The sequence below is a fragment of the Pseudomonas moorei genome (assembly GCF_008801475.1).
Taxonomy (GTDB): domain Bacteria; phylum Pseudomonadota; class Gammaproteobacteria; order Pseudomonadales; family Pseudomonadaceae; genus Aquipseudomonas; species Aquipseudomonas moorei.
Map to the genome: position 1 here is coordinate 35,126 of NZ_VZPP01000018.1, position 25,370 is coordinate 60,495.

General features: G+C 61.1%; 24 protein-coding genes and 1 pseudogene. 11 read left to right on the forward strand and 14 right to left on the reverse strand.

Features of this window, described 5'->3' with window-relative positions; all coding sequences use genetic code 11:
• Positions 1-12: 12 nt before the first annotated feature.
• Complete coding sequence (gene cpaB, locus F7R06_RS27325) at positions 13-966, reverse strand: Flp pilus assembly protein CpaB (RefSeq protein ID WP_090328754.1); 954 nt, start codon at positions 964-966, stop codon at positions 13-15.
• Between the two features lie 324 nt (positions 967-1,290).
• Here cpaB and F7R06_RS27330 point away from each other — a divergent pair, with 324 nt between their 5' ends.
• Positions 1,291-1,503 (forward strand): Flp family type IVb pilin, encoded by a 213-nt coding sequence (locus tag F7R06_RS27330; RefSeq protein ID WP_090328756.1) that lies wholly within the window; start codon positions 1,291-1,293, stop codon positions 1,501-1,503.
• A gap of 74 nt (positions 1,504-1,577) precedes the next feature.
• The gene (locus F7R06_RS27335; RefSeq protein ID WP_090328758.1) at positions 1,578-1,991 is read left to right on the forward strand and encodes a response regulator; all 414 of its coding nucleotides are present in this window, start codon (positions 1,578-1,580) and stop codon (positions 1,989-1,991) included.
• 154 nt (positions 1,992-2,145) lie between these two features.
• Here F7R06_RS27335 and F7R06_RS27340 read toward each other — a convergent pair whose 3' ends face one another.
• Positions 2,146-3,000 (reverse strand): MaoC family dehydratase, encoded by an 855-nt coding sequence (locus tag F7R06_RS27340; protein WP_090328760.1) that lies wholly within the window; start codon positions 2,998-3,000, stop codon positions 2,146-2,148.
• 2 nt (positions 3,001-3,002) lie between these two features.
• Positions 3,003-4,355, reverse strand: a complete 1,353-nt coding sequence (locus F7R06_RS27345; RefSeq protein WP_090328762.1) for a 3-oxoacyl-ACP reductase — start codon at positions 4,353-4,355, stop codon at positions 3,003-3,005.
• 216 nt (positions 4,356-4,571) lie between these two features.
• On the opposite strand from F7R06_RS27345, the gene F7R06_RS27350 reads away from it, so the two are divergent.
• On the forward strand, positions 4,572-5,849 hold the full coding sequence (locus F7R06_RS27350; protein ID WP_090328764.1) for an acetyl-CoA C-acetyltransferase: 1,278 nt from the start codon (positions 4,572-4,574) through the stop codon (positions 5,847-5,849).
• A gap of 191 nt (positions 5,850-6,040) precedes the next feature.
• Positions 6,041-6,832 carry an AraC family transcriptional regulator gene (locus tag F7R06_RS27360; RefSeq protein WP_090328766.1) on the forward strand — a complete coding sequence of 264 codons (792 nt, stop codon included), beginning with the start codon at positions 6,041-6,043 and terminating at the stop codon, positions 6,830-6,832.
• A gap of 90 nt (positions 6,833-6,922) precedes the next feature.
• Here the strand turns inward: F7R06_RS27360 and F7R06_RS31605 are convergent, their stop codons facing one another.
• Both F7R06_RS31605 and F7R06_RS31610 read right to left on the reverse strand, forming a co-directional pair.
• Positions 6,923-7,690: a methyl-accepting chemotaxis protein gene (locus F7R06_RS31605; protein WP_390959830.1), complete on the reverse strand. Its 768-nt coding sequence runs from the start codon at positions 7,688-7,690 to the stop codon at positions 6,923-6,925.
• A gap of 90 nt (positions 7,691-7,780) precedes the next feature.
• A pseudogene (locus F7R06_RS31610) lies at positions 7,781-8,971 on the reverse strand (cache domain-containing protein); the annotation flags it as partial.
• Between the two features lie 345 nt (positions 8,972-9,316).
• On the opposite strand from F7R06_RS31610, the gene F7R06_RS27370 reads away from it, so the two are divergent.
• Complete coding sequence (locus F7R06_RS27370; RefSeq protein WP_090328771.1) at positions 9,317-10,210, forward strand: PA4780 family RIO1-like protein kinase; 894 nt, start codon at positions 9,317-9,319, stop codon at positions 10,208-10,210.
• A gap of 200 nt (positions 10,211-10,410) precedes the next feature.
• On the opposite strand, the gene cueR is transcribed toward F7R06_RS27370, so the two are convergent.
• From cueR to F7R06_RS27385, 3 genes are all read right to left on the reverse strand, one after another.
• Positions 10,411-10,824 (reverse strand): Cu(I)-responsive transcriptional regulator, encoded by a 414-nt coding sequence (gene cueR, locus F7R06_RS27375; protein WP_090328772.1) that lies wholly within the window; start codon positions 10,822-10,824, stop codon positions 10,411-10,413.
• A complete protein-coding gene (locus F7R06_RS27380; protein WP_090328774.1) occupies positions 10,821-13,214 on the reverse strand; it encodes a heavy metal translocating P-type ATPase in 2,394 nt (797 codons plus the stop codon). Before F7R06_RS27380 ends, cueR begins: the two co-directional genes overlap by 4 nt.
• A 190-nt stretch (positions 13,215-13,404) precedes the next feature.
• Positions 13,405-13,788 carry a hypothetical protein gene (locus tag F7R06_RS27385; protein WP_090328776.1) on the reverse strand — a complete coding sequence of 128 codons (384 nt, stop codon included), beginning with the start codon at positions 13,786-13,788 and terminating at the stop codon, positions 13,405-13,407.
• A gap of 161 nt (positions 13,789-13,949) precedes the next feature.
• Here F7R06_RS27385 and F7R06_RS27390 point away from each other — a divergent pair, with 161 nt between their 5' ends.
• Together F7R06_RS27390 and F7R06_RS27395 are read left to right on the forward strand one after the other, a co-directional pair.
• Entirely contained in the window at positions 13,950-14,147 is a 198-nt protein-coding gene (locus tag F7R06_RS27390; protein WP_090328778.1) for a heavy-metal-associated domain-containing protein, read from the forward strand.
• Positions 14,148-14,240: 93 nt separating this feature from the next.
• Complete coding sequence (locus tag F7R06_RS27395; RefSeq protein WP_090328780.1) at positions 14,241-15,437, forward strand: multidrug effflux MFS transporter; 1,197 nt, start codon at positions 14,241-14,243, stop codon at positions 15,435-15,437.
• An 8-nt stretch (positions 15,438-15,445) separates the two neighbouring features.
• Here F7R06_RS27395 and F7R06_RS30825 read toward each other — a convergent pair whose 3' ends face one another.
• The 3 genes from F7R06_RS30825 to F7R06_RS27405 all read right to left on the reverse strand — a co-directional run bounded on the left by F7R06_RS30825 (position 15,446) and on the right by F7R06_RS27405 (position 17,089).
• Positions 15,446-15,616 carry a hypothetical protein gene (locus tag F7R06_RS30825; protein WP_162842403.1) on the reverse strand — a complete coding sequence of 57 codons (171 nt, stop codon included), beginning with the start codon at positions 15,614-15,616 and terminating at the stop codon, positions 15,446-15,448.
• Positions 15,617-15,750: 134 nt separating this feature from the next.
• Entirely contained in the window at positions 15,751-16,764 is a 1,014-nt protein-coding gene (locus F7R06_RS27400) for a zinc-binding alcohol dehydrogenase family protein (RefSeq protein ID WP_090328782.1), read from the reverse strand.
• A 31-nt stretch (positions 16,765-16,795) separates the two neighbouring features.
• Complete coding sequence (locus F7R06_RS27405) at positions 16,796-17,089, reverse strand: putative quinol monooxygenase (protein WP_090328784.1); 294 nt, start codon at positions 17,087-17,089, stop codon at positions 16,796-16,798.
• Between the two features lie 116 nt (positions 17,090-17,205).
• Here F7R06_RS27405 and F7R06_RS27410 point away from each other — a divergent pair, with 116 nt between their 5' ends.
• From F7R06_RS27410 to F7R06_RS27420, 3 genes are all read left to right on the forward strand, one after another.
• The gene (locus F7R06_RS27410) at positions 17,206-18,135 is read left to right on the forward strand and encodes a LysR family transcriptional regulator (protein ID WP_090328786.1); all 930 of its coding nucleotides are present in this window, start codon (positions 17,206-17,208) and stop codon (positions 18,133-18,135) included.
• 315 nt (positions 18,136-18,450) lie between these two features.
• A complete protein-coding gene (locus F7R06_RS27415; protein ID WP_090328788.1) occupies positions 18,451-19,185 on the forward strand; it encodes an ArsR/SmtB family transcription factor in 735 nt (244 codons plus the stop codon).
• 136 nt (positions 19,186-19,321) lie between these two features.
• Positions 19,322-20,704, forward strand: coding sequence for an MFS transporter (locus tag F7R06_RS27420; protein WP_090328790.1), 1,383 nt, complete (start codon positions 19,322-19,324; stop codon positions 20,702-20,704).
• 55 nt (positions 20,705-20,759) lie between these two features.
• Here F7R06_RS27420 and F7R06_RS27425 read toward each other — a convergent pair whose 3' ends face one another.
• From F7R06_RS27425 to F7R06_RS27440, 3 genes are all read right to left on the reverse strand, one after another.
• Positions 20,760-21,713 (reverse strand): adenosine deaminase, encoded by a 954-nt coding sequence (locus tag F7R06_RS27425; RefSeq protein WP_090328792.1) that lies wholly within the window; start codon positions 21,711-21,713, stop codon positions 20,760-20,762.
• Between the two features lie 81 nt (positions 21,714-21,794).
• Positions 21,795-22,760: a 2-oxoglutarate and iron-dependent oxygenase domain-containing protein gene (locus tag F7R06_RS27430; protein ID WP_090328794.1), complete on the reverse strand. Its 966-nt coding sequence runs from the start codon at positions 22,758-22,760 to the stop codon at positions 21,795-21,797.
• 142 nt (positions 22,761-22,902) lie between these two features.
• Entirely contained in the window at positions 22,903-23,985 is a 1,083-nt protein-coding gene (locus tag F7R06_RS27440; protein WP_090328796.1) for a BMP family ABC transporter substrate-binding protein, read from the reverse strand.
• 287 nt (positions 23,986-24,272) lie between these two features.
• On the opposite strand from F7R06_RS27440, the gene F7R06_RS27445 reads away from it, so the two are divergent.
• Positions 24,273-25,364: a calcium:cation antiporter gene (locus F7R06_RS27445; protein WP_090328798.1), complete on the forward strand. Its 1,092-nt coding sequence runs from the start codon at positions 24,273-24,275 to the stop codon at positions 25,362-25,364.
• Positions 25,365-25,370 lie beyond the last annotated feature (6 nt).

A 25,370-nucleotide genomic window follows, 5' to 3' on the forward strand; every position in this document is an offset into this window, starting at 1 on the left:
TCCTTGCTCGATTCAGGGGGTCTGTTGAGTGAGTTCATTGCCGCGAATGACTTCCACGCCCGATTTTCTCGGTGCGGCGGGGGCACTGGCGACGACGGGTTTGGGCGGTGCGGTCATGGCCAGTTGATTGAACTGGATCAACTCGCGATTGGCGTTGGCGAGGTTGACCGGGGAATCACTCTCGCCGGCCCAATAGCGGGCCAGGCGTTTTTCATCCGCACTGCGCACGGCCAGGCGCAATACCCCGGCCTGGGTGGCGAGCATCAGGCGACTCACCAGTGGCGCGGGAACGGCGAGCAGGACGGTACGGGCGCTGACGCGCTGTTGTTCCTGCTTGAGCTTTTCATCGTTGCTGTAGGCCGGGCTGGTGGGTTGCCCATCGTTGCTCAGGCCCAACTGTTCGCCGACCCCCAGCACGCGCACTGCCGGGATCACCAGTTGCGCCGAGGGCTGGAGATTGATGGTGTCCATGCGCAAAAACAGCAAGACATCGACATAGTCCCCCGGTGCCAGTTGTCCGCCGGCATTGATGACTTCGTCCACGGATACGGCGAGCGCGCGTTCGTCCGAACGAATCATCCGTGCCAGTTTGCTGCCGGCTTCGAAGCTTTCATCACTGAGCCAGGTACCGGCGCGCAGGCTGCGCCAAGGTGTGCGGCCGATTGCTTGATCGAGACGGGTGAAGCTGCCGGCAGGGGCGGTGCGGAGTTTTTCCACGGCCACGTCGGCAGCAGTGATTTGCACGAACGGCGCGATGTCATGCAACAGCACGACGACGGGTTGGCGGGTGTCTTCTTCCTGTGGCGCTGCTGCCGGGGGAGTGGCAGGGGACGGGGTTACGATTTGAGGTTGCGCAACCACAGGGGCTGCGGCCGGTTGTCGGCTCAGGGTGAAGCCCCAATAACCGGCAATGACAGCGCCCACCAGAGACAGTCCGGCAAGACCCAGAATGGCACGACTGTTCATGACGGCACTCCCTTTCCTGCTGCGCACATATCCCGTATTAGAGAACGAGAAAACTTTGCAATAAGGCAGCTATGAACATTGGACTGATTCGCTATTTGACCCTAGCGCAGCTAGTGCAAAATGCCATTACGGACATCGAAATATCTGATAAAAGTGAACGATTAACCTGAAATGTCAGGTTCTTTGACGCCAACCAAATGACTAATACTTTCGTATTAATGCGTTCTTACAGTTGTTGGCCGGGGAAATGCCGACAATGCTGGTGCTGGCATAGGGGAATCATGTTGCGTCGGTGCAACACCCGCAGTCATCAAGGAGAACGTCATGTCGTTTGCCAAGGTTGTTCAGAAGATCAAATCCGAGATCGATTTCTATAAAAGTCTGGCCAAAGATACCGAAGGGGCTTCGGGTATTGAGTACGCCATTGTGGCGGCGATGGTGGCGGTGGTCATTGCCGGGCTAAGTGGGGGCATGGGCGCTTCTATTACGACTCTCTTTGGAACAATCAAAGATGCGTTGAAACCTATTACTCCGTAATTGAGGCCTCAGTCATTTGCCAAGGCTGAAAAACGGATTTTAATGTCAGCGCTAACCCATTCCAGGTGTTTCCTATGAACGCTCCTGTGCTTTCGCGCCAGCAACTTCTACTGGTCGACGACGAGGAAGATGCGTTACTTGAATTGGCAGAATTGCTGGAGGGCGAGGGCTTTATCTGTTTTACCGCGACGTCGGTCAAACTGGCGTTGCAGCATTTGACACTTCATCCGGATATAGCGCTGGTCATCACCGACCTGCGCATGCCGGAGGAGAGTGGCATGTCGTTGATCAAGCGCTTGCGCGAACATACGTCGCGCCAGCATTTGCCGGTGATTGTGATGTCCGGGCATGCGGGCATGGAGGATGTCAGTGACATGCTGCGGTTGCAGGTGCTGGATCTGTTTCGCAAGCCGATCTATCACGTGCGGCTGCTGGAGACGTTGAACAACCTGTTTCCGCAACCGAGGCTTCAGCTGGTTTACCCCTGAACGTTGCTGATGGCGCGTGAATTCATCTTTTCGGTAACGGTGTATCCCCCAGTAGGAGCTGGCTTGTCGGGTCGCCGCATCGCAGCGAAGGCGGCCTGGAGAACACGAAACCATCCAAAAGGCTTCGCCAGCCCGCCGGCTCCCACAGATTTTCTCAGGCAAGCGGTCGCCAATGGCCAGTCATGTGCTCCAGCTCCCCGGCGCTGATCAAGCGCAGATCGCCGCTCGACCCCGCCGCACTGGCGAGCAACGTCACCTCGCTGGGCAGACGTACCGGTTTCTTGAATTGCACCATGATCTCGAGGCTTGCCGCCGGTAGATGATCGACCAGCGCGGCCAGCGTGCGTGCCTTCAGCCACAAGCCGTGGGCGATGGCCGAAGGAAACCCGAACAGTCTGGCGCTGGCTGCACTGAGGTGAATCGGGTTGTAGTCGCCGGACACCCTGGCGTACCGCCGGCCGATATCCGAAGGGGCTTTCCAGTGCGCGACTTCGCTCAGCGGCAGTGTCGAGTCCAAGACTTGTTCGAGGGGCTCCCCCTCAAGCTTGACGCCGCGACAAAGCATCCGGCTTTCGGCTTCCCACAGCGATCCCAGTTGATCGCCCAGGGTCGTCACCAGATCGAAGGTCGCCCCCTTGGCATGGGGCTGCAGGTTCTGCACTTGCACGCTGACTCGAACCCGATTGACCGCCCCCATGGGGCGCAGCACGCGGAGGCGATTGCTCAGGTGAATCAACCCGAGCAACGGAAACGGAAAGTCTTTGGCCGTCAGCAGTTGCATCTGCAAGGCGAAGGCGAGGATGTGTGGATAGGTCGGCGGTAACAAGCCGTTGTCGGCGTAGCCGCAGACGTTGCGATAGGCCGCCAGGCGTTGCGGATCGACATCGACCCAGCAACGCAAACCGGAATCGGGCAGGGTGGTGCCAGTGATTTTTCGTCGCGTCGCCGCGCGTAAATACAGCCCCGGCAGGCTCGGCTCGCGGTTGAGTGTGTGCCAGTCAGTGATCATGCCTAAGCCCCCAGAACACTTTGCCCACAGACGCGCAAGGCTTGCCCGGTGAACGCGCCCGTGCCCGGTTGGGCGAGCCAGGCGACCGCTTCGGCGACGTCTTGCGGCAGACCGCCCTGGCCCAGGGAACTCATGCGTCGTCCGGCTTCGCGCAGGCCGAAGGGAATATGTGCGGTCATCTGGGTTTCGATAAACCCCGGCGCGACCGCATTGATGCTGATGCCCCTGGCCTGCAACAGCGGCGCCCAGGCCTGCGCGAGACCGATCAGCCCGGCCTTGCTCGCCGCGTAGTTGGTTTGTCCGCGATTGCCGGCGATGCCGCTGATCGACGCCAGCAGGATGACCCGGCCGTTGTCACGCAAGGTGCCGTTATCGAGCAAGGCCTTGGTCAGGACTTGCGGGGCATTGAGGTTGACCGCGAGCACCGCGTCCCAGAACTCCGGCGTCATGTTGGCCAGGGTTTTGTCGCGGGTGATGCCGGCGTTGTGCACCACGATATCGATGCCGTCGGGCAACTGTTCGACCAGTTGCGTGGCGGCGTCCTCGGCGCAGATGTCGAGGGTAATGCTGCGCCCGCCCAGGCGCGCAGCGAGGGCGTCGAGATCGGTTTTGGCCGGGGGCACGTCGAGCAGAATGACGTCGGCGCCGTCACGGGCCAGGGTTTCGGCGATGGCGGCGCCAATGCCGCGTGCTGCACCCGTAACCAGCGCCTTGCGCCCGGACAGGGGCCGGGTCCAGTCCGTGACCTGGGTGTCGCAGGCGTTCAGGCGAATCACTTGCCCGGAGACGAAAGCGCTTTTGGGCGAGAGGAAAAACCGCAGCGGGCCTTCCAGTTGATCTTCGGCGCCTTCGCCGACATGGATCAGCTGCAAGGTGCCGCCGCTGCGCAGTTCCTTGGCCAGTGAACGGCTGAACCCCTCAATCGCGCGCTGGGCACTGGCGGCGAAAGGGTCGCTCAAGGTCTGCGGCTCACGCCCGAGAATGACCAGGTGTGCGCAGTGGTCGAGGTTCTTCATCAGGGGCTGGAAGAACTCGCGCAGCTGTTTGAGTTGATCGGTGTGCACCAGATGAGAGGCATCGAACACCACGGCCTTGAGCTTGGAACCATGGCCGGGAATCCATCCGGTGGCCAGCGAAGGCTCGGTGCCGTAGCTGTAGATCGCGTCGGTCAGGCGATTGGCGAAGGCGCTGACGTTTTCCGCCAGCGGCCCGCCGCCGATCAGCAGCGCACCCTCGACCGGGCGCAGGCGGCCGGCTTGCCAGCGCTCCAGGCGAACCGGCGAAGGCAGGCCCAAGGCCCCGACCAGACGATGGCCGATGGAGGAATTGGCGAAGTCGATATAGCGGTCAGACATGGAACGCGCTCCAGCAGCTGAGGTTCAAAGTGTGGACCACGAATGGCGATCAGTCGTTCGATCCACTAGATAAGGCCTACGCTTGACCAGACTGTAGGAGCGAGCCTGCTCGCGATGGTGTATCAGTCGAAGTCAATGTAGCTGACACACCATCGCGGGCAAGCCCGCTCCCACAGAGGCCGGTGTTTTCATTGGATATTTCATCAGGAGCTTTTCATGACTCAGCTGCGCCGCGTCGCGATCATCGGCGGTAACCGGATTCCCTTCGCCCGCTCCAACGGTCCATACGCCACCGCCAGTAACCAGGCCATGCTCACGGCTGCTCTCGAAGGCCTGATCGAGCGCTACAACCTGCATGGCCTGCGCATCGGGGAAGTGGTTGCCGGGGCGGTGCTCAAGCTGTCGCGGGACATGAACCTGACCCGCGAATGCGTGCTCGGCTCGCGGTTGTCACCCATGACGCCTGCCTATGACATCCAGCAAGCCTGCGGCACCGGACTGGAAGCCGCGTTGCTGGTGGCGAACAAGATTGCCCTGGGCCAGATCGACTGTGGCATTGCCGGTGGGGTCGATACCACGTCGGATGCACCGATCAGCGTCAGTGAGGGCCTGCGCAAGATTCTGCTGCAAGCCAATCGCGCCAAAACCACCGGCGACAAACTGAAAACCTTTCTGCAGTTGCGTCCCCGTGACCTGATTCCAGAATTCCCGCGCAACGGCGAACCGCGAACCGGCTTGTCCATGGGGCAGCACTGCGAGCTGATGGCGCAGACCTGGAACATTCCCCGCGAAGCACAGGATCAACTGGCCCTGGAGAGCCATCAAAAACTGGCCGCGTCCTATGCCGAAGGCTGGCACAACGATTTGATGACACCCTTCCTCGGCCTCACCCGTGACAACAACCTGCGTGCGGACTCGACGCTGGAAAAGCTTGCCGCGCTCAAACCGGCCTATGAAAAAAGTGCCAAGGGCACCCTGACGGCGGGCAACTCCACGCCGCTGACCGATGGTGCATCACTGGTGCTGCTGGGCAGTGAAGCGTGGGCCAGGGAACGTGGCTTGCCGATTCTGGCGTACCTGCGCGACGGCGAGGCGGCGGCGGTGGACTTCGTCAACGGCGCCGAAGGGCTGTTGATGGCGCCGGTGTATGCGGTGCCGCGCTTGCTGGCGCGCAACGGCCTGACGTTGCAGGACTTCGATTACTACGAAATCCACGAAGCCTTCGCCGCACAAGTGCTCTGCACCTTGAAAGCCTGGGAGGACCCGGACTACTGCAAGACCCGCCTCGGCCTCGATGCGCCTTTGGGTTCGATCGATCGCAGTCGGCTCAACGTCAAAGGCAGCTCGCTGGCGGCCGGGCACCCGTTTGCCGCCACGGGCGGGCGCATCGTTGCCAACCTGGCGAAGCTGTTGGATGCGGCAGGCAAAGGCCGGGGCCTGATCTCGATCTGTGCTGCGGGAGGGCAGGGTGTCACCGCCATCATCGAGCGCTGATTTTTGAAGTCAGCGAAAAACCTGTGGGAGCGGGCTTGCCCGCGATGGGGGCTGCACATTCAACAACTCTGTTGCCTGACACACCGCTATCGCGGGCAAGCCCTCTCCCACAAGGACCACCGGTGTTGAATAGATGTGTGACATGGCCTAACGTCGGCCCCATCAGCCGTCTCGCAACATAAGGCCAGTCAATGCCGACTAACGGACAAATCACCCTCGAACGGAGCATTCCACCCCTCAAGACGTTGCCGCGTCCGCTGTATGCGCGGGTGGAGAGCCTCAATGCCGGTTCGTGGACGCCGTCCCATCGCCACGACTGGGTGCAGTTTTCCTATGCGATCAGTGGCGTACTCGGCGTGCACACCGCCGAGGGCAGTTTCTTCGCACCGCCGCAGTGGGGGATCTGGATTCCGGCGGATCTGGAGCATCAAGTGGTGACGTCGATGCGCGCCGAGATGCGCAGCCTCTACGTACGTCGCGAGGATTGTCAGTGGGCGGACGGGCGTTGCCGGGTGCTGGAAGTGACGCCACTGGCCCGTGAACTGATCAAGAGTTTTTGCCTGCTGCCCGTGGAGTATCCGCAGGGCGATAGCCCGCAGGCGCGGCTGGTGAGTGTGCTGCTGGATCAGTTGGCCACGTTGCCGGAAGTCGGGTTTTCCCTGCCGTTGCCCCGGCATCAACGGTTGCTGGGATTGTGCAACGAGCTGATTGAAAATCCCGAGCAGAACGTGACGTTGCAGGCGTGGGCAGAGCGCTTGGGCACTTCGGAGAAAACCCTGATGCGCCTGTTTCAGCGCGAGACGGGGTTGAGCTTCCGCAGCTGGCGCCAGCGCATGCGGCTGCTGTCGTCGTTGAGTTTGCTGGAGGAGGGCGACAGCGTGACCAATGCCGCGCTGGCCTGTGGGTATGACTCGACGTCGGCGTTTATTGCGGCGTTCAAAGGTCTGTTCGGGTTTACGCCGGGAGAGTTGTTTCGGCAGTGATGAAGCCTTCGCTGGCAAGCCAGCTCCCACAGGTGACGCAAATCTTGTAGGAGCTGGCGTGCCAGCGATCGACCGCGAAGCGGTCGCCGGTCAGGTGCGGAAGCGGCGCACCAACCCGTCCAGCTCATTCGACAACCCGGCCAGGCTCTGGGAATCCAGGCGCGCCGAGTTCGCCAGTTCCGCCACCAACTGCGCATCGCCATGGATCTGGCTGATGTGCCGGTTGATGTCTTCGGCCACTTGATGCTGTTGCTCAGCCGCCGTGGCGATCTGGGTGTTCATGTCACGGATCACGTCCACCGACTCGCGAATCTGCCCGAAGCTGCTGCGGGCTTCGCCGATGCGCGTGACCGATTGCTGCGACACTTCCAGGCTCGCATGCATTTGCTGGGTGACCTGGCTGGTGCGCTTGGCCAGGTTGCCCAGCAGCCCGTCGATTTCCGCCGTGGAGTCGGCCGTGCGTTTGGCCAACGCCCGCACTTCATCGGCGACCACCGCGAAACCACGACCTTGCTCGCCGGCGCGTGCAGCCTCGATGGCGGCGTTCAGTGCCAACAGGTTGGTCTGCTCGGCAATCGAACGAATGGTCCCGAGAATCGACTGAATATCGTTGCTGTCGCGCTCCAGCTGTTGCATCGACTGGGCCGACTGTTCGATTTCCTGGCTCAGGCGATCGACGCTGGTCACCGCTGCGTCAATCTGTTGCTGGCCTTCACGGGCCTGGCGCTGGCCGCTGTCGGCCGATTCGGCGGCCTGGCTGCAAGAGCGGGCCACTTCGTTGGCGGTGGCGACCATTTCGTGGAACGCCGTGGACACCATGTCCACCGCCTCACGCTGGCGGCCGGCGGCTTCGGCCATGTCACTGGAGACCTGGGTCGAGCTCTTGGAGGTGGCCAGGATCTTGGTTGCGGCACCGCCGATGTTCTGGATCAGGTTGCGAATCGCGGTCAGGAACTGGTTGAACCAGTTGGCCAGTTGCGCGGTTTCGTCGCTGCCACGGATTTGCAGGTTTTTGGTCAGGTCGCCTTCACCCTGGGCGATGCCTTCCAGGCCGTCAGCCACGCTGCGGATCGGGCGCACGATGACGCTGGCGAAACTGGCGCCGACGACTGCGAAGATCAATGCCAGTACCGCGGCGATGATGGCGATCAACCAGGTCAGTTGGGTCGCGGAACTCATCACGTCTTTCTGTTTGATCAGGCCGATGAAGGTCCAGCCCAGTTGCTCCGATGGCCAGACGTTGGCCATGTAGCGCTCGCCATTGAGCTCGACTTCGACCAGGCCTTTGCCGGCCTTGGCCAGTTGCGCGTAACCCTCGCCGAGGCTGTTCAGTGCCTTGAAGTTGTGCTCCGGTTGTTTGGGGTCGACCAGTACGGTGCCGGTATTTTCCAGCAACATCAGGTAGCCGGTTTCACCGAGCTTGATCTGTTTGACGATTTCGGTGAGTTGCTTGAGCGTCACGTCGATGCTGACCACGCCGCCATTGGTGCCCAGCTTGTTGTCGATGGTGCGCACGGTGCTGACGTAGGTCGAGTCGTCCTGGGCCCAGTAGTAAGCCTCGGTGCGGAACGGCTTGCCCGGTTTGGCTTGGGCCGCCTTGTACCAGGGACGCTGGCGCGGGTCGTAGTTGCTCAGCTTGGGATCGTCCGGCCACGACACGTAACCGCCGGCTGCCGTGCCGAGAATGGCGTAGGCGTAGGACGGATGGCTGTTACCCAGGTCCTGGAGCAGGCCGAAGACTTTCTTGTCCATCTCGCCTTGGGGAACGCTTTCGGCGTTGGCGGCCATGTAGGTCTTGAGGCTGTCGTCGGAGTTTTTGATCAGCGGTTGCTTGGCCAGGTATTCGACGTTCTGGCTGATGCCGTCAAAGAACAGTTGCATGGCATTGCTGACCTGACGGATTTCGCGACCGCTGCTGTCGACGAATTCGTCCTTGGCATCACTGCGCAGGTTCAGCACAACGAGGGTGGCGACCAGCACCACGGGTAGGCAGGCGATGATTGCAAACGCCCAGGTCAACTTCTGTTTGATGTTCATCCGCGCTCCAGATTTTCTTGTAGGCCCACGAAGTGCAGATGACTCGCGGTTTATTGGCAGCCGTAAACGTTCGTTTTCAACCCGGTTCCGTGAGTGCGGCATCGTTTTTGTTGTGCGAACGATTGTCGGACAAATCAGTTTGTCACTGAGGACTTCGGCAGTTGTCGGAGGAAATTGAGGACTAATCTGAAAAATCCTACGAAGGGTATGAAACCCGGATGTCAGTTTCTGTCACAAATGCCCTTGCGGCCTGTAGGCAGCAGGTGCTGCGGGCTCGGCTATGATCCGCGGCGGCCGGTAACGGTCGTCAGGTTTTCGTGATGAATCCGGCACATTGTGTGCATCCTCGACGTTCATAGGTCGGCACCCCCTCCCCCCCGTGAGTGGATTGCCGTATAACGAATGACTTTCGCGTGTTTGGTAATAAAGGACCCACAATAAAAGCTGATGAAGACTCCAAAACGCATTGAACCCCTGATCGAGGACGGTCTGGTCGACGAAGTGCTGCGCCCACTCATGAGTGGTAAAGAAGCAGCTGTTTATGTGGTGCGCTGCGGTAACCAGTTACGTTGCGCGAAGGTCTACAAGGAGGCGAACAAACGCAGTTTTCGTCAGGCGGCCGAGTACCAGGAAGGCCGCAAGGTGCGCAACAGCCGTCAGGCCCGGGCCATGGCCAAGGGCTCCAAGTTCGGCCGCAAGGAAACCGAAGACGCCTGGCAGAACGCCGAAGTGGCGGCGCTGTTCCGTCTGGCCAATGCCGGTGTGCGAGTGCCCAAGCCGTACGACTTCCTCGAAGGCGTGCTGCTGATGGAGTTGGTGGCCGACGAGTACGGTGATGCCGCGCCGCGTCTGAACGACGTGGTGCTGGAACCGGATCAGGCTCGCGAGTATCACGCCTTTCTGATTTCGCAGATCGTGCTGATGCTGTGTACCGGTCTGGTGCACGGTGACTTGTCCGAGTTCAACGTGTTGCTGACCCCGACCGGTCCGGTGATCATTGACTTGCCGCAAGCGGTGGACGCGGCGGGCAACAACCACGCGTTCAGCATGCTGGAGCGGGACGTGGGCAACATGGCGTCCTACTTCGGGCGGTTTGCGCCGGAGTTGAAAAAGACCCGGTACGCCAAGGAAATGTGGGCTTTGTACGAGGCCGGCACCTTGCATCCGGCCAGCGTCTTGACCGGTGAGTTCGACGAACCGGAAGAGTTGGCTGACGTGAGCGGCATCATGCGTGAGATCGAGGCTGCACGGCTCGATGAAGAGCGCAAGCAAGCGGCGCGTGCCGCGGATGATGCGCCACCGGGCAAGGCCGAAGAGCCACCACCGCCGTGGATGCAGTAATCAGCTAAAGAAAAACCCGGCTTCGGCCGGGTTTTTTGTAGGGTTTTACAGATTCAAGATGGATGTCGCCTGACTGTCCGCCTTCGCGGGCAAGCCCGCTCCCACAGATTTTGTTGGCGTACGCCAGATCGGCGAACACGCTTGATGACTGTAGGAGCGGGCAAGCCCGCGATGGCGTCAGTGCATCCAGCATCAAGGTGTCAGGCAGAAGCAGGTCCAGCACAGCACCCCGATTCCAGGTTCTTGAGAATCGGACAGTCCGGCCGGTGATCCCCTTGGCAGTGCTCGACCAGGTCCTGCAGGGTGTCGCGCAACTGACCCAGTTCACGGATCTTCTGATTCAGCTCCTCGATATGCTGACGGGCCAGGGCTTTCACATCGGCGCTGGCGCGCTGGCGGTCTTGCCAGAGCGCCAGCAACTTGCCGACTTCTTCCAGGGAAAAGCCCAGATCCCGGGAGCGCTTGATAAACGCCAGGGTATGCAAGTCGTCGTCACTGTAGATCCGATAGCCGCTGTCAGTACGATGGGCGGCCTTGAGCAGGCCGATTGACTCGTAATACCGGATCATCTTGGCGCTCAGGCCACTGTGGCGTGCTGCTTGGCCGATGTTCATCGGTTGTCCTCCAGGTCCTTGGGCTTCCAGGTTTTCAACAGCAGCGCATTGCTCACCACGCTGACACTCGATAGCGCCATGGCGGCACCGGCCAGCACCGGGTTGAGGAAACCGAACGCGGCCAATGGAATGCCAATCAGGTTATAGACGAAGGCCCAGAACAGGTTCTGCCGGATCTTCGCGTAGGTCTTGCGGCTGATCTCCAACGCGGCGGGCACCAGTCGTGGGTCACCGCGCATCAGGGTGATGCCGGCCGCGTGCATGGCCACATCGGTGCCGCCGCCCATGGCGATGCCAATGTCGGCGGCGGCCAGCGCCGGCGCATCGTTGATGCCGTCACCGACCATCGCCACCACGCCGGTTTTCTTCAGCGCCGTGACCGTAGCGGCTTTGTCGGCTGGCAGCACTTCGGCATGCACGTCGGTGATGCCCAGGGCTTCGGCCACTACTTTGGCGCTGCCGCGGTTGTCACCGGTCAGCAAGTGACTGCTGATGTGTCGTGCGCTCAGTTGTTGCACCGCTTGCAGTGCGCCGGGCTTGAGGGTGTCACCAAAGGCGAACAGGCCCAGCACCCGTGGTTCCGGGATTTGCTCGATGAGCCAGGACAGGGTTCGGCCTTCGGTTTCCCAGGTGCTTGCCGATTCGGCCAGGGGGCCAGCGCTCAAGCCGCTTTCTTCCAGCAACCGCCGATTGCCCAGGGCCAGTCGCCGCCCTTCAAGGTTGCCAGTAATGCCGCGTCCAGTCAGGGACTGGCTGTCGCTGACATCGGCCACGGTCAGGCCACGTTCTGTGCACGCGTCCAGTACCGCCTTGGCCAGAGGATGTTCGCTGCCGCGTTGCAGGGCACCGGCCATTTGCAGCAGAGCGGCTTCGTCACGATTGATGGCGCTCAGATGGGCGATACGCGGAGCGCCAGAGGTCAGGGTGCCGGTCTTGTCGAACACCACGGCGCTGACTTCATGGGCACGCTCCAGCGCCTCGGCATCCTTGATCAGGATCCCATAGCGCGCCGCCACCCCGGTGCCGGCCATGATCGCGGTCGGCGTCGCCAGACCGAGGGCGCAGGGACAAGCGATCACCAACACCGCTACGGCGTTGATCAACGCGGTTTCCATCGGCGCGCCGTTCAGCCACCAACCGATCAGCGTCGCCAGGGCCAGCAGCAAAACCACGGGCACGAATACCTGGCTGACTTTATCCACCAGTTTCTGGATCGGTGCTTTCGCCGCTTGAGCGTCTTCCACCAGGCGGATGATGCGTGCCAGTACGGTTTCCGCGCCGAGTGCCTGGGTGCGGACCAGCAACCGACCTTCACCATTGATCGCGCCGCCGGTGACCTTGTCGCCAGGTTGTTTCGGCACCGGCAGGCTTTCGCCGCTGATCAGCGCTTCATCGGCATGGCTCTGGCCTTCGATCACGACGCCATCCACCGGGAAGCGCTCACCGGGTTTGACCAGCACCAGATCATCCAGGCGCAGGGCGCTGATGGCGACGTCCTGCTCAAGACCGTCGATGACTTGAATGGCGCGCTCGGGGCGCAGTGCTTCGAGGGCACGAATGGCGCTGGCGGTCTGGCGTTTGGCACGACTTTCCAGGTACTTGCCCAGCAGCACCAGGGCAATCACCACCGCAGAGGCTTCGAAATACAGGTGCGGCATGCGCCCGGCGGCAGTGGCCCATTCATACAGACTCAAGCCGTAGCCGGCGCTGGTGCCCAGGGCGACCAGCAAATCCATGTTGCCGGCCCCGGCCCGCAGCGCTTTCCAGGCAGCGACATAAAAGCGTGCGCCAAAGATGAACTGCACTGGCGTGGCCAACGCGAATTGCACCCAGGCCGGGAGCATCCAGTGCACGCCGAACGGTTGCAGCAGCATTGGCAGCACCAGCGGCAACGCGAGGGCGATGGCCGCGAGCAAGGCCCAGCGCTCGCGGTGCAGACGCGTGTGCTGGCTGTCGGTTTGTGGCTGTTCGGCTTGCCAGACGCTGGCGCTGTATCCGGCCTTGGTCACGGCGGCGAGCAGGGATTGCGGGTCGATCTGGCCGAGCAATTCGAGATGGGCGCGCTCGTTGGCCAGGTTGACGCTGACGCTCTTCACCCCTGGGACCTTGTTCAGTGCCCGTTCGACGCGACCGACGCAAGAGGCGCAGGTCATGCCGTCGATGCTCAATTCCAGGCTGTGCTGGGGCACGCTGTAGCCGGCGTTTTGTACCGCCTCCATCAAGGCCGGCAGGCTGTCGGCGGGTGCCTGAACCCGGGCCTGCTCAGTGGCCAGGTTGACGCTGACAGCCGTGGCGCCAACGACTTTGCTCAAGGCACGTTCGACACGCCCGGCGCAACTGGCGCAGGTCATGCCGGCAATGGGCAGATCGAAGGTAATGGATTCGGACATGGGTCACGCTCCCTGTAGTAGATGACCACAGGATCAACCTTGCCATGCGGGCAAGGTCAAGCGCCATCTGGAAACTCACCGCAATTCAACTGTAGGAGCGAGCCTGATCGCGATGGTGGCGGTACGTTTAACATGGATGTGACAGTCAGATCGCTTTCGCGAGCAGGCTCGCTCCCACAAGGAAGGTAGGTCAGTAACCGAGGGCCGCTGGCTTCAGATACATCCCTTCCTGCGTCATCGCAATCCTGAACTTCAGCACGTCCCCGGCCCGAAGCGTGATGGTTTGCGAGCCCGGCGCCAGCATGCCCGGATTGCAGCCCGGCGCCTGGCCCGGTAGCAGTTTCAGGCGCAGCGAGACATTGCCCGGCGGCAGGTTGAACGAGGTGCTTTGCTCCTGGAACAGCCGCGCCGACAACTGATCCTGGATGTACACGCCGATCTCACAGTTGGTCGACACTTCCAGCCGTTCGCGGGAAATGATCAGCACGCCATAATCCTCTCCGGCAGCATTGGCCGAAGGCATGGCGGCGAAAAGGCTGAGAAAGCCAAACAGGCTGAAAGCTGACCAGCGCATGGCTGAATCTCCTGAGATCGAGTCATAGATGGACGCAGCTTGGCCGAGCGCGACGCCGATTGCCAGCCCGGCAGATCATTCCAGAACTTGACCTTGCCATGATGGCAAGCTCGACACTGCACACGGTCCCATTCAAAAGCCCCCATGTAAGGAGTTGTCCCATGCAAGTGTTCAAGGTTGAAGGCATGTCCTGCGGTCACTGCGTCAAGGCCATCACGGCTGCGCTACAGGCCAGGGACGCGGCCGCCAGTGTGCGCGTCGATCTGGCTGCGAAAGAGGTCGGCGTGGAAAGTTCGCTGAGCGCCGAACAGGTGATCGCGGCGATCAGCGAAGAAGGCTACGGCGTCAGGCTGGCCTGATCTTTTTGATAGTTAGCGAGCTACCGGAATGTTCAAGGCATCCACGCGCGGCTAGACTGTCGGGCTGCTGACTTCTGCCCAACTGGATGCCTGATGAATTTCCGCACAATCCTGATTCTCGGCGCCTTGAGCGCGTTCGGTCCGCTGGCGATCGATTTTTACCTGCCGGCCTTTCCGGCCATGGCGCTCGCTTTTGGCACTGACGAACAACACGTTCAACTGACGCTGGCGGCCTACTTCCTCGGTCTGTCCATCGGCCAGTTGGGATACGGTCCGGTCGCGGATCGTTTTGGCCGACGCATTCCCCTGTTGATCGGTGTCGGGCTGTTTACCGCCGCTTCGCTGGCGTGCGCCTATGCGCCGAACCTTCAATGGCTGATCGGCGCGCGCTTCATTCAGGCGCTGGGCGGTTGCGCGGGCATGGTGATCTCGCGGGCGGTGGTCAGCGACAAATGCGATGCGGTGGGTTCAGCGAAAGTCTTTTCTCAGTTGATGCTGGTCATGGGCCTGGCGCCGATCCTTGCGCCGATGCTCGGTGGATTGCTGGTCAACACCACGGGGTGGCAGTCGATCTTCCTGGCACTGACCGGTTTCAGTGCGGTGGCCGGTCTGGCCGTGGCCCTCGGCTTGCCGGAAAGCATGCCCGCACATTTGCCGCGCCCACCCTTGTCCGGGGCATTGCGTCAGTACGGACGATTGTTGAAAGACCCGATCTATCTCGGCCACGCGTTGACCGGCGGCATCGCTATCGCCGGGATGTTTTCCTACATCGCCGGTTCACCGTTCGTCCTGATCAAACTCTATGGCGTCCCGGCCGAGCATTTTGGCTGGTTCTTCGGTGCCAACGCAGCGGGCTTCATTCTGGTGGCCCAGGTCAATGCGCGGCTGTTGGCTCGACGCGGTCCGGCGTTCCTGCTGGCGCGCACGGTGTGGATCTACCTCGGTGCCGGCCTGACCTTGCTCGCCGTCAGTGCACTGCACACCGTGCAGCTTTGGCCGCTACTGATTCCGTTGTTCGTCTGTATCGCCAGCCTGGGCTGCATCCTGCCCAACGCCTCGGCCTGCGCGATGAACGGGCAGGGCGCACGTGCCGGCAGTGCTTCGGCGCTGCTCGGTTGCCTGCAATTCAGTGTCGCTGCCGGTGCCGCCGCGCTGGTCGGTGTGTTACACGACGGCAGTGCAATGCCGATGGCCATGGTCATCAGCCTGTGCGGCATTCTGGTGGTGAGTACGGCGATGCTCACCCGGCGACTGCAAAATATCCGGGCGCTGACTCAAGCCCAGGCCTGAGGACGGACTCAGCCAACAGCCCGCTGCTGGCGGTCGGGAATCTGGTGGGGAGCCTGCAAGCGCGCTTCAAGGGTGTTGGTGAAGGCGCGGGCTTCGGCTTCGCTGCGGAACGTCACTGCATGTTGGTCCAGGCGAACTTGCCACTGGGACTTTGCCAATTCTTTTATCAGGATCTTCATTGCTGACCTCCTCAGATAAAAATGTGCCTCGCAGAGGAATCGATTGTAGTCCTGAATACGATCGCAATTTTGACAAGGGTCAAGCTTCAGACTGACGGTGTCGCCCGTCGTCGGGCGACACCGATGCCACTTGCCTAGAACCCTTCCAGGACAATCTTGCCCTTGGACTTTCCACTCTCGAGCAGCGCATGGGCTCGGCGCACATTCGCCGCGTTGATCGTGCCGAAGTGCTCGCCCACCGTGGTTTTCAGCGTCCCGGCATCGATCAGTTGCGCCACGCGATTGAGCAGGTTGTGCTGCTCGATCATGTCCGCAGTCTCGAACAGTGAGCGGGTGTACATGAACTCCCAGTGCAGCGACAGGCTCTTGCGCTTGAGCTTGGTCACGTCGAGGGACTTCGGATCATCGATCAGTGCCAGCTTGCCTTGAGGGGCCAGGGCCTCGACCAGTTGATCGAGGTGATGATCGGTCTGGGTCAGGCTGGCAACGTGAGTCACGTGATCAACACCGGCGTGTCTGAGTGCTTCGCTCAGCGGCTGGCTGTGATCGACCACCAGGTCGGCGCCCAACGCTTTGACCCAGCTTTGGGTTTGCGGACGCGAAGCGGTGCCGATGACGTTCAGGCCAGTGAGTTGTTTCGCCAGTTGCGTGAGGATCGAGCCGACACCCCCGGCCGCGCCGACAATCAGCAGACTCTGGCCTTCATCGACGTTGCCTTCGCGCACTTGCAGGCGTTCGAAGAGCAGTTCCCACGCGGTGATGGCCGTCAACGGCAGGGCGGCCGCTTCAGCGAAACCCAGGGTTTTTGGCATGTGGCCGACGATCCGCTCGTCCACGACGTGCAGTTCGCTATTGCCGCCGGCGCGGGCGATGGAGCCGGCGTAAAACACCTTGTCGCCGGTCTTGAACAGCGTGACTTCGCTGCCAACGGCCTTGACCACACCGGCCACGTCCCAGCCCAGTACCTTTGCCGCGCCGTCTTCAGGCTGGACGTTCTGGCGGACCTTGGTGTCCACCGGGTTGACCGAAATGGCTTTGACTTCCACCAACAGGTCGCGGGGACCGGTGACTGGCTCCGGCAGTTCGATGTCTTGCAGGGATTTTTCGTCGCTGATCGGCAAGGAGGCGTAATAGGCGATGGCTTTCATGGAGGGCTCCGCAAACGAATGGAAGAAAGAATCAGGCGAGGGCACGCAGGCGCTTGAGTTCGAAGTGTTCGAGAAAATCACCGGCCTGGTCGCGAAAGTGCTGGATATGGGCGCTGACATCATGGGCTTGCAGGGCTTCTTCGCTGCTCCAGTGCTCGATCATGTAGAAAGCCAGCGGGTTGGCCTGGTCCTGATGCAGATCGTATTGCCCGCAACCGGCCTCGGCACGGGTCGGCTCCACCAGCGCCCGCAAGTGCTGTTCCAGGGCGTCTTGCTGGCCGGGTTTGGCAATCAGGGTGGCGATAGCGGTAAAAGGCTGGGACATCTGCGACTCCGGGCGGGGGTGATTTCGATGAAGAGATGATTGGCTATTTCTCCTGAAGATAAAACCCGCTAAAAGAGCAGTCTCTTTCAACATTTTTTTGATAATCGAGGCTTCAAATGCTGCGTTTCGATGACTTGCAGTTGTTTGTCCGGGCGGCGGACCTGGGCAGCCTGTCAGCGGCTGCGCGGGGCATGGACATGTCGGCAGCGGTGGCCAGCGCCGCGTTGAAACGCATCGAACAGCAGCTCGGCGCCCGCCTGCTGGCCCGCTCCACGCGCAGCCTGCGCCTGACCGCGGAGGGCGAAGGTTTTCTCGAATACGCACGGGCGGCCCTGAGCAATCTCGACGAGGGCCGACGGCTGTTGGCCAGCGGCCAGGATCAAGTGAGCGGCGTGTTGCAGTTGTCGGCACCTTCGGACTTCGGTCGCAACCTGTTGCTGCCCTGGCTCGATGAGTTCCAGCGCGAGCACCCGAAGCTCACCGTGCGCCTGTTGCTGGGCGACCGCATCGCCGATCTGTTTCGTCAGCCGGTGGACATCGCCTTGCGGTATGGCGAGCCGGAAGACTCCAGTCTGGTGGCATTGCCCATCGCCCCGCAGAACCGTCGTGTTCTCTGCGCTGCGCCGGGTTACCTGGCCCGGCATGGCGAGCCGCGGCAATTGGAACAACTGGCCCAACACAATTGCCTGCTGTTCATGCTCGGCAGCCGCGTCCACGACCACTGGAGTTTCCACGATGGCAAGCGTGAGATGAGCCTGACGGTCAGCGGCGATCGTTTCAGTGACGATGCCGATGTGGTGCGTCTGTGGGCGGTGGCGGGGGCCGGAATCGCCTACAAATCCTGGCTTGATGTGGCGGCCGATGTGCTCGCCGGCCGCTTGAAAGTGCTGATGCCCGAGCTGCTCTGTGAGCGCGCACCGCTGAATCTGCTGTGCGCCCATCGCGCCCAATTGAGTAAGCCGGTGAACCTTTTGCGAGAAATGCTGGCCAGCCGATGCGCGCGGTTGAGCAGCCATTTTCCGGGGGTGGCGGGCATCGATCATTAATCGCAGGAAAAAAGCGAAATTTCCCTCAGGAACTATCAGCACCAACCCTTGGCGGAGGACAGGAACCGTCCGCCAACCCGCCTATACTAGCGCTCGCCTCATGTCCGCACCGTCGATCCGAATGGCAAGGCCTCGCTGGAGCCGACCTTGCCCCATACCCCGTCGCCTGCCCTCTGCAATCCTTGTCCGGTGAGGGCTTGAGTGAGCGATGGTTGTGTCCGGTGAATGGCGGTTATCGCGTCTTGGCCGACGACACATTACTGCTCAAGATGTCCCGCGAGCAGTAGACGAAACGATTCAACAGGGAGTGAATACATGGAACATGCACCTTGCATCAGCCAGATAGCCACCTTGCTGGCTGACCCAAAGCGCAGCGCAATGATGTGGGCCTTGATGGATGGCTCGGCGCGACAAACCGAAGAGCTGGCGTTGCTGGCGGGTCTGTCACCCTCTTCGGCCAGTGCACATCTGGGGCGTTTGGCCGCCGGAGGTCTGTTGAAGGTCGAGCCGCGCGGGCGCAAGCGGTTCTTCCGCCTGGCGGCCCCCGAAATCGGTGCCGCGATCGAAGCCCTGGCCAGTGCGACGATTGCCAGCGCGCCACAGAATATCCCCGAGATCTTCAAACGCACCGCCCCCCTCGCCAAACCGCAGCCGGCACGTTCGTCACTGTTGCGCGCCCGGCTTTGCGATGACCATCTCGGCGGTACGCTGGCCGCCGATCTGTATCAGCGGTTACTGGATGCGGGCTGGATCGAACAATTCGATCAGCGTGTCACGATCACGCTCAAGGGCTCTACGGAACTGGCGGCGCGTGGCGTGTACATCCAGGCTCTGGCCCATCGCAATGGCCGGTCGGCGTGCGCCTGTCCAGACTGGAGCGAAAGACGCCCGCACATGGGCGGGGCATTGGGCGCGGCGTTGCTGCAGCTATTCTTGCAGTCCGGCTGGTTGAGCCTGCCCAACGATTCGCGCGCCTTGCAGGTCACCGCCGCCGGGCAGCGTGAAATTCACCGCTTTGCCAAGGCAACCGAGCTGGAACTGGCGTTCTAGGGCGTTTTCAGGCTGACGTCTGGGGTTATGGCGCCAGACGTCGTTCAGAGGTCCGGACAGGTCGCATCCAGCAATAACCCCCCATGGCTATCACGCACACTCGATCCGGGGATTTCCTGGATTGGGGGTATGCGGTATGGACACACGAAGCTACAGCGCGGCAGAACGTCTGGAACGACTGCCCATCAGCGGCTATCACCGCGTCATTTTCATCATTATTGCCCTGGCGTTTTTCTTCGACTCCATGGACCTGGCGATGATGACGTTCCTGCTCGGCTCGATCAAAGCCGAGTTCGGCCTGAGCACCGCGCAGGCGGGCTTTCTGGCCAGTTCGAGTTTTTTCGGGATGGTGGTCGGCGCGTCGCTCTCCGGGATGCTGGCTGACCGCTTCGGGCGTAAACCGGTGTTCCAGTGGAGCATCGTGTTGTGGGGGCTCGCCAGCTACCTGTGCTCCACGGCGCAAACGATAGAGACGCTGACGTTGTTCCGAATCCTGTTGGGAATCGGCATGGGCATGGAGTTTCCCATTGCTCAGTCGATGCTGTCCGAACTGATTCCGGCCAAGCGACGCGGACGCTACATCGCATTGATGGACGGTTTCTGGCCGCTGGGCTTCGTCGCCGCCGGGGTGCTTTCCTACTTCCTGTTGCCGGTGATTGGTTGGCGGGACATTTTTCTGGTGTTGGCGGTGCCGGCGGTGTTCGTCCTGACGATCCGCTTTTTCATTCCCGAGTCACCGCGCTGGCTGGAGCAGGCCGGTCACCATGAGGCGGCGGATACTGTATTGCGGCGTATCGAGGAGCGCGTCAGGGCTTCATTGGGTCATTCGCACCTGCCCGAGCCGATTCGCCTGCCACGGGTGGCCAGTCAACCCGGCAACTTCTTTTCGGCGCTGAGTCAGATCTGGTCGCCACTGTATCGCCAGCGCACGATGATGATCTGGAGCGTCTGGTTCTTCGCCTTGCTCGGCTTCTATGGCTTGACCTCCTGGCTCAGTGCCTTGCTGCAACAGTCGGGGTTTGCCGTGACTCAGTCGGTGTATTACACGGTGCTGATTTCCCTTGGCGGGATTCCCGGCTTCCTGATGGCGGCCTGGCTGGTGGAGCGCTGGGGACGTAAGCCGGTGTGTGTCGTGACGCTGCTCGGCGGCGGGGTGATGGCGTTTCTTTATGGGCAGAGTGCGGTGTTTGGCGGCAACGTCAGCCTGCTGATCGCCTCCGGGTTGCTGATGCAGTTTTTCCTGTTCGGTATGTGGGCAGTGCTCTACACCTACACCCCGGAGCTGTACCCGACATCGGCGCGGGCCACCGGCTCGGGTTTTGCCTCGGCAATTGGTCGCGTGGGTTCGCTGCTCGGGCCTATGGTGACCGGGCTGGTGTTCCCGATAACGGGGCAGGGCGGGGTGTTCGCCCTGGGGGCGTTGTGTTTTGCGTTGGCGGCGCTGGTGGTCTGGATGTTCGGGATGGAGACGCGGGGCAAGACGCTGGAGGAGTTAAGCGAGCCGGTATCCATCGGCTAAATGCTGACCCTGCAGGAGCGAGCAAGCTCGCTCCTGCATTGGTTTTGCGGTGCGCTTACGGTTTGACCAAACGTGCATCCAGGCTGTTCTGCGCCAACCGCTTGGCCTGCTCCTGGGTCATGCCCAGGTCGGTGTACAACGCATGGAAGTTTTCGGTGACGTAACCGCCGAAGTACGCCGGGTCATCGGAGTTCACGGTCACCTTCACGCCACGCTCGAGCATGTCGAGAATGTTGTGCTGCGACATGTGATCGAACACGCGGAGCTTGGTGTTGGACAGCGGGCACACGGTCAGCGGGATTTGCTCGTCGATGATGCGTTGCATCAGGCGCTCGTCTTCGATGGCCCGTACGCCATGGTCGATGCGCTGGATCTTCAGCAGGTCGAGGGCTTCCCAGATGTACTCGGGCGGACCTTCTTCACCGGCGTGGGCAACGGTGAGGAAGCCTTCGCCGCGGGCACGATCGAACACGCGCTGGAACTTGCTCGGCGGGTGGCCCATCTCAGAACTGTCGAGGCCGACGGCGACGAACGCGTCGCGGAATGGCAGTGCCTGGTCGAGGGTTTTTTGCGCTTGTTCTTCGCTCAGGTGACGCAGGAAACTCAGGATCAAACCGCTGGTGATCCCCAGTTGCTGTTCACCGTCCTTCAACGCGGCGGCGATGCCGTTGAGCACCACTTCGAATGGAATGCCACGGTCGGTGTGGGTCTGCGGGTCGAAGAACGGTTCGGTGTGAATTACGTTCTGCGCCTTGCAACGCAACAGGTAAGCCCAGGTCAGGTCGTAGAAATCCTGGGAGGTGCGCAACACGTCGGCGCCCTGGTAATACAGGTCGAGGAACTCTTGCAGGTTGTTGAAGGCGTAGGCCTTGCGCAGGGTGTCGACGTCGCTCCACGGCAGGGCAATCTTGTTGCGTTCCGCCAGGGCGAACAGCAGTTCGGGTTCCAGCGAACCCTCAAGGTGCAGGTGCAGTTCTGCCTTGGGCAGGGCGTTCAGCCAGTCGTACATAGTCTGTTCTCATCAGGTGCGATGGCCGCCATTCTACAGGTGCTCGCTGCAACAATTGGTAAAACCTGACCGAGCGGTTCATCACACCGCTTGCTGTTCCCGTCGATAGGCGTAGGTATCGGCGAAGCGCGAGAGCAGGAATTCGGCGCAGGTGGTGGTCGGGTATTTCGCCGGGTGAAGCTCATCCTGACAGCCGGGCAGGCATTCGATGCGGGTGTCGGGGTGTGGCTCGGCGAAGAACGGCATCGAATAGCGATCCACGCCCAGCGGGCTGATCACCCGGTGTGGGGTCGACCGATAACGGTCATTGCTCCAGCGCGCCATCATGTCGCCCAGGTTAACCACGAACGTGCCGTCGATGGGCGGCGCGTCAATCCATTCACCGTTGACGTTCCGGACTTGCAGACCGCCAGCGGCATCTTGATAGAGCAAGGTGATGCAACCGTAATCAGTGTGGGCGCCGGCACCTTGCTGTTCGGCCGAACTGGCCGTGTGGCGCGGAGGGTAATGGATCATCCGCAAGACACTGACGGGTTCGTTGAAGCGCGTATCGAAAAAATCGCGCTCGATGCCCAAGGCCAGCGTCATCGCCCGCAACAGGGTCTGCGCAAGGGCTAGCATGTCGACGTAGTGCTGCTCCATCAGTGTTTCCCAGCCGGGCAGCGACGGGTGACGGTTGGGGCCGCGCAGGGGTTTTTCCGCCAGCACTTCAGGGTGACAGGCCGGCAGGTGCAGGCCCATGTCGAAGGTTTCCTTGAGGTCGCTGGGTTTGCTCGGGTCGAGTTGCTCGGTGGCGATGGCGCCGTAACCGCGATGGTGGCGGGTCTGGGTGATGTCGATCTTGAGCTTTTCTTCGGCAGGCTGGGCGAAGAAGTGCTTGGCACTGTCGAGTACGGCATCGATGCGCGCGGCGCTGATCGGGTGGCCCTTGATATAGAAAAACCCCCATTCGCGGCAGGCGTGGTCGATTTGCGTGGCCACGGCTGACCAGGCGTTCTGGTCGTCGCTGTAGAGCGGGGCGATGTCGATGATGGGAAGGCTGGTCATACACAATCCTGAAAGCACTGAAGGTCCAATGTAGGAGCGGGCTTGCCCGCGATGACGTCAGCACATCCAACATCGTTGTTGACTGAATGTCCGCCATCGCGGGCAAGCCCGCTCCCACAGGGTTTTGTGTTGGGCATTGAAATTACTTCGGTATCTCGGCCTTCATGCCTTCAACGTAGTAATTCATCGACGCCAGTTCCGTATGGGTCGCGCTCACACCCGCCGGAATTTTCTCGACCCCGGCCTGATCCTTGATCGGCCCGGTGAACGGTTGCAACGCACCGCTCTTGATGTCGGCGATGATCTGCTCGGCCTCGGCTTTCACCGGTGCAGGCACCAGGTCGCTGATCGGCAGTTCAACCGTGCCTTCTTTCAAGCCGCCCCAGTAGTCCTGGGATTTCCAGTCATGGTCGATCACGCTCTGGGTTGCCTGAATATAGTGCGAGGTCCAGTCATTGACGATGGACGTCAGCACCGCCTTGGGCCCGAAGTGCGCCATATCCGAAGCGTAGCCGACGGCATACACGCCACGACGTTCTGCAGCCTGGATCGGTGCCGGACTGTCGGTGTGCTGGAACACCACGTCCACGCCCTGGTCGATCAGTGCGTTGGCGGCATCGGCTTCCTTGCCCGGATCGAACCACGAATTGACCCACACCACCTTGATCTCGGTGCCGGGGTTGTACTTGTTCAGGGCCAGTTGAATAGCGTTTATGTCGCGGATCACTTCCGGAATGGGAAAGGACGCGACGTAGCCGATTTTCTTGGTCTTGGTCATCTTCGCCGCGAGGAATCCGCCGACGTAGCGACCCTCGTAGGTGCGCGCCAGGTAGGTGCCGAGGTTCTTGTCCTGTTTGTAGCCCGTGGCGTGTTCGAAGGTCACCGTGGGAAATTGTTTGGCGACTTTCAGCGTCGGGTTCATGTAGCCGAAAGATGTGGTGAAAATCAGGTCGTACTTGTCCTTGGCCATGTTGCGGATCACCCGCTCGGCGTCGGCGCCCTCGGCGACGTTCTCCACGTAGTTGGTGGTGATCTGCGGACCGAATTTTTCCGCCAGTGCCTTGCGTCCCTGTTCATGCTGATACGTCCAGCCATGGTCACCGATCGGACCGATATAGACGAAGCCGACTTTCAGCGGATCGGTGGCACTGGCGGACAGGCTGGCGCTCAGACCGATGGCCGCCGTAATGGCGCAAAGCAGCTTCTTCAACGGACGCTTGTGCATGAATTGGAACTCCATGTTGTTGTGTGGTTGGCAGGCCAATGCAAATTGCTGACCAACAAGACAACAAATGATTTGAAACCGGAGTGAGGCCTTCGCTGGCAAGCCCGCTCCTACAGGATTCGCGCAACTTCCGTAGGCGCTGGCTTGCTAGCGAAGGGGCCGGCAAGGCCGATAAAAGTGCACCTGCCAAACCGGCTGCCTGCTCTTGGTGCGCTAAGGTAAAACGAAACGTTAGCGCCACCCCACAGTCAGTAGCTCATACGCTCCCCACGGCAATAAGGCTCGACATGCTCACCGTCCTCAAGCAAGAAACCTTTCTGCTGCTGGCCCTGATCGCCGCCGTTGTTGCCTTCGCCCTGGAGCACTGGTTGCTGCACAGCGGCCAGGCCATTGCGCTGACCGGCGGACTGCTGTTGATCGCGTTCATAGTCGCGGCCTCCATGCGCGTCGCTCATCAGGCCGAATTGCTGGCGGAGAAAGTCGGCGACCCCTACGGCACGATGATCCTGACCCTGGCTGCGGTGCTGGTGGAAGTGGTGATCCTGGCGATCATGATGAGCAACGAAGCCTCGAAGACCCTGGTGCGTGACACGATTTATTCGGCGGTGATGCTCGATATCAACGGCATCCTCGGTCTGGCGGCGTTGATGGGCGGGCTCAAACATGGCGAACAGTCCTACAACGATGATTCGGCGCGCAGCTACAGCGTGATGATCCTCACTGCCATGGGCGTGTCGATGGTGGTGCCGGAATTCATTCCCGAGGCCAACTGGAAGCTCTACTCGGCCTTCACCATCGGTGCGATGGTGTTGCTGTATGCCTTGTTCCTGCGCATGCAGGTCGGGCCGCATAGTTACTTTTTCAGCTATAGCTATCCGGACAAGCGTCGCAAGAAGGAGTCTCAGGAAAGTGAACCGGCACCGATCAACCTGACGTTGTCCATCGGCATTCTGGTGTTTGGGGTGGTGGTGATCGGCGCACTGGCCGAAGTGATGTCCAAGACCCTTGATCTGGGTCTGGAAGGGACGGGCGCGCCGCCGGTGGTTACAGCAATTCTGGTAGCGGCGATTTCCGCGGCGCCTGAGATTTTGACCGCGTTGCGCGCGGCGCTGGCCAACCGCATGCAGTCAGTGGTCAACATCGCGCTGGGCGCGTCACTGTCGACGGTGATCCTGACGGTACCGGTGATGGAAGCGATGGCGCTCTATACCGGCCAGCCGTTTCAGATGGCCATGACCCCGGTACAGACCGTGATGATCTTCATCACCCTGATTGTCAGCGCAATTAACCTCAACGATGGCGAAACCAACGCCATCGAAGGCATGACCCACTTTGTATTGTTTGCGACGTTTATCATGCTGTCGCTGCTCGGACTTTGAATCTCC